12 protein-coding genes are annotated in these 13367 nt (G+C 47.7%); 7 read left to right on the top strand and 5 right to left on the bottom strand.

Annotated elements, in window-relative coordinates; all coding sequences use genetic code 11:
- Window positions 1-176 precede the first annotated feature (176 nt).
- The 3 genes from fccA (at window position 177) to FJD32_RS18320 (ending at window position 4008) form a co-directional block, all read left to right on the top strand.
- On the top strand, window positions 177-1967 hold the full coding sequence (gene fccA, locus FJD32_RS18310; RefSeq protein WP_037414671.1) for a fumarate reductase flavoprotein subunit FccA: 1791 nt from the start codon (window positions 177-179) through the stop codon (window positions 1965-1967).
- Between the two features lie 244 nt (window positions 1968-2211).
- Window positions 2212-3201, top strand: a complete 990-nt coding sequence (ldhA, locus tag FJD32_RS18315) for a lactate dehydrogenase LdhA (RefSeq protein ID WP_055647423.1) — start codon at window positions 2212-2214, stop codon at window positions 3199-3201.
- A 69-nt stretch (window positions 3202-3270) separates the two neighbouring features.
- On the top strand, window positions 3271-4008 hold the full coding sequence (locus FJD32_RS18320; protein ID WP_069453423.1) for a dienelactone hydrolase family protein: 738 nt from the start codon (window positions 3271-3273) through the stop codon (window positions 4006-4008).
- A 59-nt stretch (window positions 4009-4067) separates the two neighbouring features.
- Here the strand turns inward: FJD32_RS18320 and FJD32_RS18325 are convergent, their stop codons facing one another.
- Together FJD32_RS18325 and FJD32_RS18330 are read right to left on the bottom strand one after the other, a co-directional pair.
- On the bottom strand, window positions 4068-4613 hold the full coding sequence (locus tag FJD32_RS18325) for a DUF3332 domain-containing protein (RefSeq protein ID WP_037414674.1): 546 nt from the start codon (window positions 4611-4613) through the stop codon (window positions 4068-4070).
- Between the two features lie 247 nt (window positions 4614-4860).
- Window positions 4861-5406 (bottom strand): mechanosensitive ion channel family protein, encoded by a 546-nt coding sequence (locus FJD32_RS18330; protein ID WP_037414676.1) that lies wholly within the window; start codon window positions 5404-5406, stop codon window positions 4861-4863.
- 90 nt (window positions 5407-5496) lie between these two features.
- Between FJD32_RS18330 and FJD32_RS18335 the strand changes: the two genes are divergently transcribed.
- The 4 genes from FJD32_RS18335 (at window position 5497) to ahpF (ending at window position 10441) form a co-directional block, all read left to right on the top strand.
- Complete coding sequence (locus FJD32_RS18335; protein ID WP_050991411.1) at window positions 5497-6240, top strand: fused MFS/spermidine synthase; 744 nt, start codon at window positions 5497-5499, stop codon at window positions 6238-6240.
- A gap of 89 nt (window positions 6241-6329) precedes the next feature.
- Window positions 6330-7865: a leucyl aminopeptidase gene (locus FJD32_RS18340; RefSeq protein ID WP_088586062.1), complete on the top strand. Its 1536-nt coding sequence runs from the start codon at window positions 6330-6332 to the stop codon at window positions 7863-7865.
- A gap of 313 nt (window positions 7866-8178) precedes the next feature.
- Window positions 8179-8748, top strand: a complete 570-nt coding sequence (gene ahpC / locus FJD32_RS18345; RefSeq protein ID WP_011621596.1) for an alkyl hydroperoxide reductase subunit C — start codon at window positions 8179-8181, stop codon at window positions 8746-8748.
- Window positions 8749-8857: 109 nt separating this feature from the next.
- Window positions 8858-10441 carry an alkyl hydroperoxide reductase subunit F gene (gene ahpF, locus FJD32_RS18350; RefSeq protein ID WP_088586063.1) on the top strand — a complete coding sequence of 528 codons (1584 nt, stop codon included), beginning with the start codon at window positions 8858-8860 and terminating at the stop codon, window positions 10439-10441.
- 310 nt (window positions 10442-10751) lie between these two features.
- Here ahpF and FJD32_RS18355 read toward each other — a convergent pair whose 3' ends face one another.
- From FJD32_RS18355 to recJ, 3 genes are read right to left on the bottom strand one after another with little or no spacing between them, the layout of a single operon-like run.
- Window positions 10752-11171: a GNAT family N-acetyltransferase gene (locus FJD32_RS18355; protein ID WP_088586065.1), complete on the bottom strand. Its 420-nt coding sequence runs from the start codon at window positions 11169-11171 to the stop codon at window positions 10752-10754.
- Between the two features lie 35 nt (window positions 11172-11206).
- A complete protein-coding gene (locus FJD32_RS18360; RefSeq protein WP_088586066.1) occupies window positions 11207-11536 on the bottom strand; it encodes a hypothetical protein in 330 nt (109 codons plus the stop codon).
- Between the two features lie 44 nt (window positions 11537-11580).
- Complete coding sequence (gene recJ / locus FJD32_RS18365) at window positions 11581-13305, bottom strand: single-stranded-DNA-specific exonuclease RecJ (RefSeq protein ID WP_088586067.1); 1725 nt, start codon at window positions 13303-13305, stop codon at window positions 11581-11583.
- Between the last annotated feature and the right edge of the window lie 62 nt (window positions 13306-13367).

Here is a 13367-nt window from a genome sequence, read left to right on the forward strand (position 1 = left end):
GTAATTCTCACTGTAACAATCGTTATGTGACCTAAGTACGCATATACCTCTTTAGATAGTGGTAACTTTGTTCGTGGAGAATACTCTAAAAGCGCGTGAGCCACGTAAAATATAAATATCACGCCATGATGAATAACCCTTATTAAGTAGATGAAATGTACGGCGGAGGAACAATTATGTTCACAAGAAAGATTCAAAAAACAGCACTAGCCATGCTGATCTCTGGTGCAATGGCTGGCACAGCCTATGCTGCACCAGAAGTACTAGCCGATTTTCACGGTGAAATGGGTGGCTGTGATAGCTGCCACGTATCAGACAAAGGTGGCGTAACCAACGACAACCTGACTCATGAAAATGGCCAATGTGTTAGCTGCCACGGTGATCTAAAAGAACTGGCTGCTGCAGCGCCAAAAGATAAAGTTTCTCCGCACAAATCTCACTTAATCGGTGAAATCGCTTGTACCAGCTGCCACAAAGGCCACGAAAAATCAGTAACCTACTGTGATGCTTGCCATAGCTTCGGCTTTGATATGCCATTTGGCGGCAAGTGGGAACGTAAGTTTGTTCCTGTTGATGCAGACAAAGCAGCTCAAGATAAAGCCATTGCCGCAGGCGTGAAAGAAACAACTGACGTTGTCGTTATCGGCTCTGGTGGTGCAGGTCTTGCTGCCGCCGTTTCAGCCCGTGATGCTGGCGCAAAAGTGATCCTGTTAGAAAAAGAACCTATCCCAGGTGGTAACACTAAACTGGCTGCTGGTGGTATGAACGCCGCAGAAACTAAGCCACAAGCTAAGTTAGGTATCCAAGATAAGAAACAAATCATGATCGACGACACCATGAAAGGTGGTCGTAACATTAACGATCCTGAATTAGTGAAAGTCCTGGCCAACAACTCTTCAGACTCTATTGATTGGTTAACCTCTATGGGTGCCGACATGACTGACGTAGGCCGTATGGGTGGCGCAAGCGTTAACCGTAGCCACCGCCCAACCGGTGGTGCAGGTGTTGGTGCTCACGTTGCACAAGTACTGTGGGACAACGCCGTTAAACGTGGTACTGATATTCGTTTAAACAGCCGTGTTGTACGTATCCTTGAGGATGCGAGCGGTAAAGTGACCGGCGTTCTAGTGAAAGGTGAATACACTGGTTACTATGTGATCAAAGCCGATGCGGTAGTTATTGCTGCTGGTGGTTTCGCGAAAAACAACGACCGCGTTGCTAAGTACGATCCTAAATTAAAAGGCTTTAAAGCAACTAACCACCCAGGTGCTACCGGTGACGGCTTAGACGTCGCTCTGCAAGCTGGCGCAGCAACACGTGACTTAGAATATATCCAAGCTCACCCAACTTACTCACCAGCCGGCGGTGTGATGATCACCGAAGCCGTACGTGGTAACGGTGCGATCGTGGTTAACCGTGATGGTGACCGTTTCATGAACGAAATCACTACCCGTGACAAAGCATCTGCTGCGATCCTGAAACAAAAAGGTGAAAGTGCTTACCTCGTATTCGATGACTCTATCCGTAAGAGCTTGAAAGCCATCGAAGGTTATGTTCACTTGAACATCGTTAAAGAAGGTAAAACCATCGAAGAGTTAGCGAAACAACTCGATATACCAGCAGCTGAACTGGCAAAAACAGTGACTGCTTATAATGGTTTCGTGAAATCAGGTAAAGACACTCAATTCGAACGTCCTGATTTACCACGTGAGTTAGTTGTCGCACCTTTCTATGCCTTAGAAATCGCGCCAGCGGTTCACCACACAATGGGCGGTATCGTGATTGATACTAAAGCCGAAGTGAAGAGTGAAAAAACTGGTAAACCTATTGAAGGTTTATACGCTGCGGGCGAAGTCACTGGTGGTGTGCATGGTGCTAACCGCTTAGGTGGTAACGCTATCTCTGATATCGTGACCTATGGCCGTATCGCAGGTGCATCAGCCGCTAAATTCGCGAAAGATCACTAATATCAATCCTTTCTAGGTTAATGGACTAACCTTAGGCTCACATAGCACGACCATGAGAGCCAAGCTTGAACACTCAAGCTTATCGACACAAGCGAGCCGTCAGGGGCTCGCTTTTTTTATGCTTTTTTGAGCAATTGATGACTAAGCTCACTCTTTTTACGGGGTAAATTCATCACCAGAGGACAAATGTCGCCGAGTCACATACACTCAGTGCCAGTAACAATGTAACCCTTAGGTGATTGAAATGAGAATTGGATTTTTTAGCGCAAAACATTATGACATGCAGCATTTTAACCGTACTAATGCCGCATTTGGTGCGCAAATTGAGTATTTCGATTATCGTCTCTGCATGCAAACGGTAAAGCTTGCCGAAGGTTTTGAGGTGGTATGCGCCTTTGTTAACGACTCTCTCTGTGAAGAAGTGTTGGTCGAACTCGCTAACGGCGGAACAAAAATCATCGCCATGCGCTGTGCAGGCTTTAACAATGTCGATTTAGTCGCCGCAAAACGTTTAGGTATGCAAGTGGTCAACGTGCCCGCCTATTCCCCCGAATCCGTAGCCGAGCACACGGTCGCCTTAATGCTGACCCTAAACCGCAAAATCCACAAAGCCTACCAACGCACCCGTGATGCTAACTTTTCACTCGAGGGGTTAGTCGGCTTTAACATGTTTGGCAAAACTGTTGGTGTAATTGGCACTGGTAAGATTGGGGTCGCCACCATTAAGGTATTGCTCGGTTTTGGCTGTAAAGTGATTGCCTTTGACCCCTACCCAAATCCTGCGGTAGAAGCGCTCAATGTGGAATATTTAGATCTCGATACCATTTACGCCACCAGCGATATTATCAGCCTGCATTGCCCATTAACCGCCGATAACCACCATCTGCTGAATAAAGAAAGTTTTGCCAAGATGAAACCCGGCGTCATGGTGATCAACACTAGCCGCGGCGGTCTGCTCAATGCCTTCGATGCGATGGAAGCCTTAAAGCTCGGCCAAATTGGCTCCTTAGGGTTAGATGTGTATGAAAACGAAAAAGAACTGTTTTTCGAGGATAAGTCGAACCAAATCATTCAGGACGATGTTTTCCGTCGCTTATCCGCCTGTCACAACGTGATTTTTACCGGTCACCAAGCCTTCCTTACCGAAGAAGCATTGGGCGCGATCGCCAACACAACGCTGAGCAATGTGAAAGCCGTGCTCGCGGGCGGGCGCTGTGGTAATGAACTGTTTTAACTGACAGATTAATACCTGACTGCTAAAGTGAGGCTTCAACGTTTGAAGCCTCACAGAGAGAATCTCAATATGTTAGTCACTCAGGAAACTCAGGATATCTCCACGCCTTCAGGGCTAATGCGTACTTACCTCTACCGCCCAGATGCCACCGGGCAATTCCCCTGTATCATTTTTTACTCTGAGATATTTCAGCAAACCGCGCCCATCGCCCGCACCGCAACAATACTCGCAGGCCATGGTTTTGTGGTGTTAGTGCCAGAGGTATTTCACGAGCTTAATCCGATAGGCACAGTGCTGGCCTACGATGATATGGGTAAAGACAAAGGCAATGCCGATAAATTTGCCAAGCCCTTAGAGCAGCACGACAGCGACACCCAAGCCCTTATCGATTTTGCCCGTCAGCAGAGTTATTGCACCGAAAAAGTCGGCAGTATGGGCGTGTGTATTGGCGGCCACTTAGCCTACCGCGCAGCACTCAATCCCGAGATTTTGGGCGCGTTTTGCCTCTATCCCACCGACATACATTCCAATACCCTACCCTGTGCCTATGGCAATGACTCGCTGAGTCGCACAGGCGATATTCAAGGGGAATTAGTGTTAGTGTTTGGTAAGCAAGATCCCCATGTATCGCCCGAGGGGCGGGTATTGATCCACCAACAGTTGATGGCTAAAAACCGCAACTTCAGTTGGCTTGAGGTGAATGCTCAGCATGCCTTTATGCGTGATGAGGGCGAGCGCTACGATCCCGCGCTAGCACTGCAGATGTATCAGCAAGCTGTGGCGTTTTTCCAGAGGGTACTGCGATAATATTGTTATTATCCAACCCATAAATCTAAACCATTTTATGGGTTGGATAATTCAAAAGCTTAAGCAGCAGGTGTTGCTGGCGCATGTAAACGGCTTTGGCTATAAGCAACAAGTTCTTGGTTACTCACTCGCGTGATAAAAGCACCATCGAGGAAAAAGTCCACATCTTCGCCAACTTTACGGCCCGATAATAACTGGGTGCTACCGTCTTCGTAGGCTAACGTCATAGTGACCGTATGCTCATCGGGGTAGGCAATTTGCGCCTGAGTCAGCTTCACTGGCGCAGATCTAAGCTCATCACTCACGTGTGGATTAATCTTAAAAATCGCCTCAACTGGCATATCAACCACAGCGGGTGATTTATCGGTAATCGGATTCTTGCCAGTCCAAAACTCAATGGTATTAAAGATGAACAGATCGCCTGTCGCCGCGATGCCATACACAGGGCTTAACAGCATAAACAAGCCTGCACGACCATAACGGTTATCCACCGCACTTAAATTTCCCTTAGTCACCATTTGGCTTAAACCCATTTGTCCCATACAACCGGTTAACTGGGTCGCGAGTAGCGTGCCAATCGTCACAGCTAAAAGTTTAGATTTCATTAAATTAGATCCATTAGGTAAAAACAAAAGCGCGGATTCTACGGATTCGTGGGCACTAAACCGTGCAACAGGGCACAATCTAAGGTAAACAAATGGAGGGAAATGTAATCAATAACACTGATTTTGTTATATAAAACAGATTAAGCAACGAAAGCTAACGTCAAGATAATAAAACTAAGTGCTTGCGAGTGCGCCGACAACAGTTTGCTAATAAATGTACCGCGATGGCGCACATACAGGAGAATGGTTACTCGAGGTCGAGTTTCTTTTTGCCATCCTGCAACGCTTGACGCTCGGCAAGCGGTGACTGATCGGCCAGCTTTAACACCGCCTTCTGCAGCATCAAGTTGTTGGGATAGGTGATGGTATCGCCATTATCCCTTAGAATAAGTACATGAAACAGCGCGATTTCAATAATCACTCCACTGATATCTTCATCCTTATCCACCACCCGAATACGTTCACCGATCCGATACGGGAACACGAAAAAAATCAGCACACCAGCCGTTAAGTTGCTCAAGATAGACCATTGAGCGACTAAGGCGACACCCATCACCGCAAACGCGGAGGAAACAAACAGCGACACATCTTGATAACCTAATCCAAGTGAAACCGCCATTAACGACAAAGTGATAAAAAACATCACATAGGAAATAAACCGCGTCACAAGGCTAGTACGGGCCGCACTCACCTGCTTCATTAATGAGAGTTTTTTCACCCATTGAGTTAATGCTCGCTGCAAAAAGATAAACACCACAAGATAAATACAGGCAAGCAGGATTTGATTTGTCATAATAGCCACTTAAAAAACGAAACCAGCTGAATTCTAACTTTTTTATACCTGCACGCAAATCAGCTCAACGCAAATAGAGTAATAATGACCATGGCCGACGCAATTTTGTTACACGAAACTCACGATACATTCGGGCCTATCCGCGTGCTCGACTATGGTGATTCGCGCGTGCTCTCCTTCGGTGACAACGATGAACAAAGCAAAATCCTAAAAACCGCTCCCCATATTCCACAGCATACCTATGTACAGGGCATGATGCTGGTTCTGTTATTTTGTAAACCCAAAAGTGCGATAGTACTGGGTCTGGGTGGCGGTGCACTTATCCATGTGCTGCGCCGATTTGACGCAGCCATCAAGCTAACCGCAGTAGAGCTTCGTCCCACGGTTATCGAACTGGCCAAGCGTTACTTCCAACTCCCAATAGGTAAAAAGCTGAATGTTATCAATGATGATGCCCTCGTCTTTATGGCATCGGCCGAGCATAAAAAAGTCGATGTGATTTTTGCTGATATCTACAGCGCCAAAGGCGTTAACACCGGGCAACTCTCGGCGACCTTCCTTGAGCAATGTACTCAACGGATTAAACCCGATGGCTATTTAGTGCTGAACTGCTGGAAGGAACATAGCCAAAATCGGGAGTTACTCGCCGATTTGCAGCACCATTTTGCCCACGTACATGCCTGCCTCACCAGTGGCGGAAACTGGGTGATTTTTGCTAGCCAAATACCGCAATCACTTGGCGCCAGCGCACTTAAGAGCCAAGCCCAAAGCCTGTCACAGCAATTGGATTTTGCCCTTGAGCGTTCACTAACACGTTTTGGCCCTTGGATTTAAGATTAATCTCAGTCAAATGGCGTAAATTAGTTAACCCTAAGACTCAGCTTTGCTATGCTTCTCACTCTCCACAGATATGAGTTGTCACCATGAAAAATAAGAATAAATTTTTGTTAAGCGTTATGGCTCTGGCGTGCCTTAACTCTCTCAATGCTAACGCCGAAACCTTTAGTTTTGACACTCGTAATTCACTTAATTCAGATACCTTAGTACTGTTCCAAAGTACTGATTCAACAACCTATAGTCTCGATTTTTTGCCCCAGTCGACTCAGGATCAACTCAATCTTGCGGTAGCTGATAATAGTTTTTCGGGTAAACGCGGAGAAATTTTAGAGATTTTAGTCCCGAGCGAAATCGACGCAAAACGAGTATTACTGGTTGGGATTGGCGATGCTAAAACCCTAACACCTGGTGAAATCAATACCTTAGGTGGCAACATTGCCGCCAAACTTGAAACCGTGCCACAAGCCACGGTACGCGTGCTGAGCCAAGGCCTCAGTAACGCACCTCTCTTTGGTTCAGAGCTCGCCCACGGCATTGAGCTGCGTAGCTACCGCTACACTCAATTTAAAACCAGCAATCGCGCCGAGAAGAACTATCAAATCGGCGTTGATGACTTAAGCAAAAACCAAAAACATCATAAGAATCTGCAAGCTATCGAAGCGGGTGTGTTTTTAGCGCGCGATCTTACCAATGCCCCAGCGGGAAACATGTATCCCGAAAGCTTTGCTAACGAGGCGCGTAAACTCAAAGCCCTCGGCGTAAAAGTCACAGTACTCGAAGCCAAAGATATTGAACGCTTAAACCTCGGCGCCTTAGCGGCCGTAGGTAAAGGCAGTGAGCGCCCACCTAAGCTGGTTGTCGCCCACTGGCCAGGCAGTAAAGAAGCACCTATCGCCCTCGTCGGTAAAGGTATTACTTTCGACTCTGGCGGTTACAACATTAAAGCAACAGGCACCTCCATCGCGCGGATGAAGTCCGATATGGCGGGCGCGGCAACTGTACTCGGTACAGTCAAGGCGATGGCGATTCAAAAGGCGCCAGTTAACCTTGTCGCCATTATGCCGATGGCTGAAAATATGGTGTCGGGCCATGCGATGATCCCAGGTGATGTGATTAAAACCGCCCAAGGCCTTACGGTTGAAGTGCTCAACACCGATGCCGAAGGCCGTTTAGTGCTCGCCGATGGTCTCTGGTATGCCCGTGAAAACTACCGCCCATCGGTCATCATTGATGTTGCCACCCTTACAGGCTCAAAAGTCAGTGCGCTAGGCACCGTTTATGCGGGGTTATTTACCGATTCAGAGCCGCTAGTGCAGCAACTCACCTTTGCGGGTCAACAGGTGGGTGAAAAAGTCTGGCGCTTGCCGTTAGATCAAGCCTACGACGACGAGCTAAAATCCACCATCGCCGACTTAAAGAATACCGGTAAAGAAGGCAGCGCGGGAGCATCGTCTGCCGCCATGTTCCTCAAACGCTTTGCGGGTGAGCAACCTTGGGCTCACCTCGATATCGCTGGTAATGCCTTAACTGCCACCGATACTGCCGTGGTGCCCGCTGGTGCCACAGGTTATGGCGTACGCCTGCTCAGCACGTGGTTAACCCAGCCTAAGGCGCAAAACTAGAACCTAGAACTTCAGTAGCTTGTTGCAACCGTTTTTATGTTTAAAGGGATATCGTCGATATCCCTTTTTTATTACCCTTCCCTAACGCTACATAACCAAATTAAACAATCGATTAGCCGCTAAGACACGCCAGTGCTGAAAAATCGATTAATCCATCATATCAAACCCAATAAATTCGATAAAATCGATTAGGATGATAGTTTTTATCCGTTATATTTATCGTCGTTAGGTCAGTAATATACTTCTCATCGACGGGGGAACAAGCTAATGCCCGTCACTAAATTCACCATAATCAACTAAATGGAAGCATAAAATGACTCAATCAATTATCAACAGCACCATCAAACCATTCAAAGCCACTGCTTACCACAATGGTGAGTTCGTGCCTGTAACAGAACAAGATCTGTTAGGTAAATGGTCAGTTGTATTCTTCTATCCAGCAGACTTCACTTTCGTTTGCCCAACTGAATTAGGCGACATGGCGGATCACTACGCTAAGTTACAATCTATGGGCGTTGAAGTTTACTCAGTTTCTACTGACACTCACTTCACTCACAAAGCATGGCACGATACTTCTGACACTATTAAGAAGATCAACTTCCCAATGCTGGCAGACCCTACTGGTGTGATCAGCCGTAACTTCGGTGTGATGATCGAAGAAGAAGGTTTAGCACTACGTGGTACTTTCGTTATCAACCCAGAAGGCCAAGTGAAAGTTGCTGAAATCCATGACTTAGGTATCGGCCGTAGCGCTCAAGAACTGGTTCGTAAGATCCAAGCGGCTCAATACGTTGCGACTCACGATGGTGAAGTTTGCCCAGCTAAATGGCAACCAGGTGACGAAACCTTAGCACCATCTTTAGACCTCGTTGGCAAAATCTAATCTCGCCTAAAGGTCAACCCCGCCAATCTGACTCCCCCCTGCATGAGTCAGATTGGCACCCCTCGCGTTTTTCAATATTTTTCAATTTTTACGCTGATTTGGAGTCATCATGTTAGATGCGAATTTAAAAAATCAACTGCAAACCTATCTGCAAAACCTCAAGAGACCAGTTGAACTTGTCGTGTCAGCAGATGAAAGCAAGAAGTCTCAAGAATTAAAAAGCTTAGCCAATGACATCGTTAGCCTTTCCTCTTTAGTGAGCCTCAAAGAAGCTCAAGGCTCTCGTACGCCTGCGATGACAGTGGTTAACCCAGAACTCAATACTCAGATTAGCTTTGCTGGTCTGCCTATGGGTCACGAATTTACCTCACTCGTGCTAGCCCTGCTGCACACGGGTGGACACCCAATCAAACTCAGCGATGACATCATCGAGCAGATCCGTAATCTGCCCGGCAAATATGAGTTTGAAACCTATGTGTCACTCACCTGCCAAAACTGCCCTGATGTGATTCAGGCGCTGAATATGATGGCCGCGATCAACCCGAACATTACCAACGTGATGATCGACGGCGCCCTGTTCCAGGATGAAGTCGCCAGCCGCAACATCATGGCCGTACCGTCTGTGTACTTAAACGGCGAAGTGTTTGCCGCGGGTCGTATCAGCATCGGTGAGATCTTAAATAAACTCGATACTGGCGCAGCCAGCCGTAAAGCGGAAGAACTCAGCCAAAAAGCCCCATACGAAGTCTTAGTCGTTGGCGGCGGCCCTGCTGGCGCTGCGGCAGCGATTTATGCCGCCCGTAAAGGTCTACGTACTGGAGTGGTGGCCGATAAATTCGGTGGCCAAGTCGCCGAAACTGTTGGTATCGAAAACTTTATTTCGGTTAAAGCGACTGAAGGTCCAAAACTGGTGGCAAACCTTGAAGCCCATGTGCGTGACTACGAAGTCGATATCATGGATAACCAAAAAGCCGTTAAACTGGCGAGCGATGGTTTATTCGAGCTCGAGTTAGCAAGCGGCGCGAAACTGCGCAGCCGTACCATACTACTGGCAACCGGTGCCCGCTGGCGCGAAATGAACGTCCCCGGCGAGAAAGAATACCGCGGTAAAGGCGTAGCCTACTGCCCACACTGTGACGGCCCATTATTTAAAGGCAAACGTGTAGCGGTTATCGGTGGCGGTAACTCAGGTATCGAAGCGGCCATCGACTTAGCCAACATCGTTGAGCATGTCACAGTACTCGAGTTCGACAGCAAACTGCGCGCTGACGATGTACTGCAACGTAAAGCGGCCTCTATGGGTAACATCAAAATCATTACTCAGGCGATGACCACAGAAGTGACAGGCGATGGTACTCGGGTGAATGGCCTAAACTACACCGACCGTGCAACAGGTGAAAGCCACCATATCGCGCTGGCAGGGATCTTCGTACAGATCGGTTTAGTGCCCAATGCCGAATGGTTAAAAGGCACAGTGGATTTGACTCCTCGCGGCGAAATCATCGTCGATGAGCGCGGCCAAACCTCTATCCCAGGCGTATTTGCCGCAGGTGACGTGACTAACTCACCTTACAAGCAAATCATTATCGCCATGGGTAGCGGTGCCAATGCCTCACTGGGTGCATTTGATTACTTAATTCGCCATAGCGATGACAGTACCGAAACCAAAACCACAGACACCAAAGCGGCTTAATCGTTAATCATTAACCGCATAAGATAAGAAGCCAGCGCAAGCTGGCTTTTTGTATTTAATAGCATTTATTTCGAGTCTTTTGATTTTATTGACCGCTTTAAACTATGGTACAAACAAGCAAACCCCATGGTAGAAGACCACAAGATTAAGCAAAGCAGCCTCACCCAAGGCGCTTGTCCCTCAAGTAACCAATTCAAAAAAGCAGATGAAACAGCAAAGCTGGCAAGATAGGCATACTGCAATTGTGTCATATGAATCTCCGTATCTTAATCATGACTATTTCAACAAGGATAGTGCTAACAATCCTGTTCTAAAGGTAAGGCTTCTCAAGCCGAATTTGCATTAGCGTTTCAGGATGATCCACTGCGCCAAAACCAAATTGCGCATAGAGTCCATGGGCATCTCGGGTGGCGAGCATTATGCGCCTTAATCCTTGCAGATCAGGATGTTCCATAATTGCTGCCATCATCATCTTACTTAAACCTAAGCCGCGGTGGGATTCGAGGACAAACACATCGGCAAGGTAGGCAAAGGTGGCTTTATCGGTAATCAGTCGCGCAAAAGCAAGCTGTTGATTATCCTTATCAAATACTCCAAAACATAAACTGTTGCTAAGCGCCTTTTGCAGCAGCGCAGCAGGCATGCCCTGCGCCCAATAACTGTTGGCAATAAAACCATGGATAACATCAAAATCCATTTCCGATAGCTCACTGCTGACTCGATATTCCATTTGTCGCTCCAATATAGCGTTAAATACCGTTTAATCTAGGTATGTTTTGCACTCATAAATATCATCAATACCATGCCTAATAACACCACTTTTGCTAATGAATACATGGCTCCAGCAAAGGAACCACCACCGTGATAGCTAAAAGCAAGATGGCGATTGATCTCAAATCGAAAGGACTTAGCCAAGTGGCGATAAGCAAGAAAATAAAATAATGAGGCCGCGGGCCAAATGCCAATAATCAAGGTTTGGCCCTGAGCCTTTGTAGTCAAAACCGCCGAAACCCAGGGAATACAAAGGCAAACCGCATATATCCAAGCAAAACGCTTAAGTAACTGACGAATCTTTTTGTCTGATAATGACTTCAATCTAAAATTCCTTTTCACCTCTATTTACCCGCTATCAGCGCGGATCACATCGGCTCAATTTGCTCGACCATCAACTGCAGGGTGAAATTACCGCGATATTCGTTCACATCGAGCTTATAGACGATACGCGCATGTTGAATCGTCGCATCGGGCCAAGTGTGTAAATCCACATTAAAGGCAATCGCATCTAACATCAGGGTACTACATGGGGTTTCAAGCACTAATTTAAGGTGGCGCTCCCCCACGATCCGCTGCTGGATAATCTTAAAATAACCATCGAATAATGGCTCCTCGAAGGACTGGCCCCAAGGCCCCGCATTACGAAGCAACTGGGCAATTTCAAGCGTTAACTCGGTTGGGGTTAACTCGCCATCAGACCAAAGCTCGCCCGTCAGCTGCTCAGGCTTTAACAGTTCACGCACTGCATCATCGTAGGCTTTGGCAAAAGTTGCAAAGCCACCGGACTTTAAGGTTAAACCTGCCGCCATCGCGTGGCCGCCAAATTTACAAATCAGCCCCGGATGGCGTGAGTTAACTAGCTCCAGCAAGTCACGCATATGCAAACCTTTGATGGAGCGCGCCGAACCTTTAATTTCACCATTACCCGCGTCGGCAAAGGCGATAACGGGTCTGTGGTATTTATCTTTAATTCGCGAGGCCAGAATACCAATAACCCCTTGGTGCCAATCCTCTTGAAAAAGGGCGATACCCCATGGGAGCTGTTCTTCATTAAGCTTTAGATATTCAAGACTTTTCAGCGCCTCTTGCTGCATCCCCACCTCAAGCTCGCGTCGCTCTTGGTTGAGGCTATCAAGCTCTGCCGCCATCCGCCTTGCATACATGATGTCTTCGCACAGCAGGGTTTCGACCCCGAGCGCCATTTCATCCAGCCTGCCGGCGGCATTGAGCCTTGGCCCCACGGCAAAACCAAAATCAGAGGCAACAATCCGAGCAGGATTACGTTTGGCCACTTCGAGTAAGGCAGTAATGCCCACGCGGCAACGGCCACTGCGTACCCGCTGCAATCCCGCCTCGACCAGAATACGATTGTTGGCATCGAGCGATACCACATCGGCCACAGTGCCAAGGGCAACAATATCCAGCAGAGTGCCAAGGTTAGGCTCGGCAATACCGCGAGCTTGATACCAATCACGAGTGCGCAGCTCTGCCCTAAGCGCCGTCATCAGATAAAAGGCGACCCCAACGCCAGCAATGGATTTACTGGCAAACTGACAACCAGGCTGATTGGGATTCACTATGGCATCGGCCGCAGGTAACTCATGGCCGGGTAAGTGATGGTCGGTGATCACCACCTGCATGCCAAAGGCCTTGGCGGCAGCAACGCCTTCAATGGAGGAAATACCGTTATCAACAGTAATAAGTAATTCTGCCTGTTTGGTTGCCGCCACGGCGACAATCTCAGGACTCAGGCCATAACCGTAGTCAAAGCGATTGGGGATCAGATAATCGACTTTACTCGCGCCCATCATTCGTAGCGCGAGGATACACACACTTGTCGAGGTGGCGCCATCGGCATCAAAATCGCCAACGATCAGAATCGACTTATCAAGCTGCATCGCATCGGCAATCAACTTGGCGGCGTTATCTAAGCCCTTCATCGTATCGGGCCTTAACAAGCCTTTAAGTACCAGTTCACACTCGGCGGACATGACTCCACGGCGAGCATAGAGCTGTCTTAACAACGGCGGAAGGTGAGCGGGTAAATGGCTATCATCAACAGTTGGACGACGGATTATTTTATGGATCAAGGGAACAAACTCTTAAACAATCATGGGGCTAAGATAACAAAAAGGTGAGCTTTAGGCTCACC

Source organism: Shewanella sp. LC6, assembly GCF_006385735.2.
Taxonomy (GTDB): domain Bacteria; phylum Pseudomonadota; class Gammaproteobacteria; order Enterobacterales; family Shewanellaceae; genus Shewanella; species Shewanella xiamenensis.

Excerpts from the sequence above, each read along its gene's own strand:
- fccA (WP_037414671.1), top strand. The coding sequence starts at position 177 with ATGTTCACAAGAAAGATTCAAAAAACAGCACTAGCCATGCTGATCTCT.
- ldhA (WP_055647423.1), top strand. The coding sequence starts at position 2,212 with ATGAGAATTGGATTTTTTAGCGCAAAACATTATGACATGCAGCATTTT.
- FJD32_RS18320 (WP_069453423.1), top strand. The coding sequence starts at position 3,271 with ATGTTAGTCACTCAGGAAACTCAGGATATCTCCACGCCTTCAGGGCTA.
- FJD32_RS18325 (WP_037414674.1), bottom strand. The coding sequence starts at position 4,613 with ATGAAATCTAAACTTTTAGCTGTGACGATTGGCACGCTACTCGCGACC.
- FJD32_RS18330 (WP_037414676.1), bottom strand. The coding sequence starts at position 5,406 with ATGACAAATCAAATCCTGCTTGCCTGTATTTATCTTGTGGTGTTTATC.
- FJD32_RS18335 (WP_050991411.1), top strand. The coding sequence starts at position 5,497 with ATGGCCGACGCAATTTTGTTACACGAAACTCACGATACATTCGGGCCT.
- FJD32_RS18340 (WP_088586062.1), top strand. The coding sequence starts at position 6,330 with ATGAAAAATAAGAATAAATTTTTGTTAAGCGTTATGGCTCTGGCGTGC.
- ahpC (WP_011621596.1), top strand. The coding sequence starts at position 8,179 with ATGACTCAATCAATTATCAACAGCACCATCAAACCATTCAAAGCCACT.
- ahpF (WP_088586063.1), top strand. The coding sequence starts at position 8,858 with ATGTTAGATGCGAATTTAAAAAATCAACTGCAAACCTATCTGCAAAAC.
- FJD32_RS18355 (WP_088586065.1), bottom strand. The coding sequence starts at position 11,171 with ATGGAATATCGAGTCAGCAGTGAGCTATCGGAAATGGATTTTGATGTT.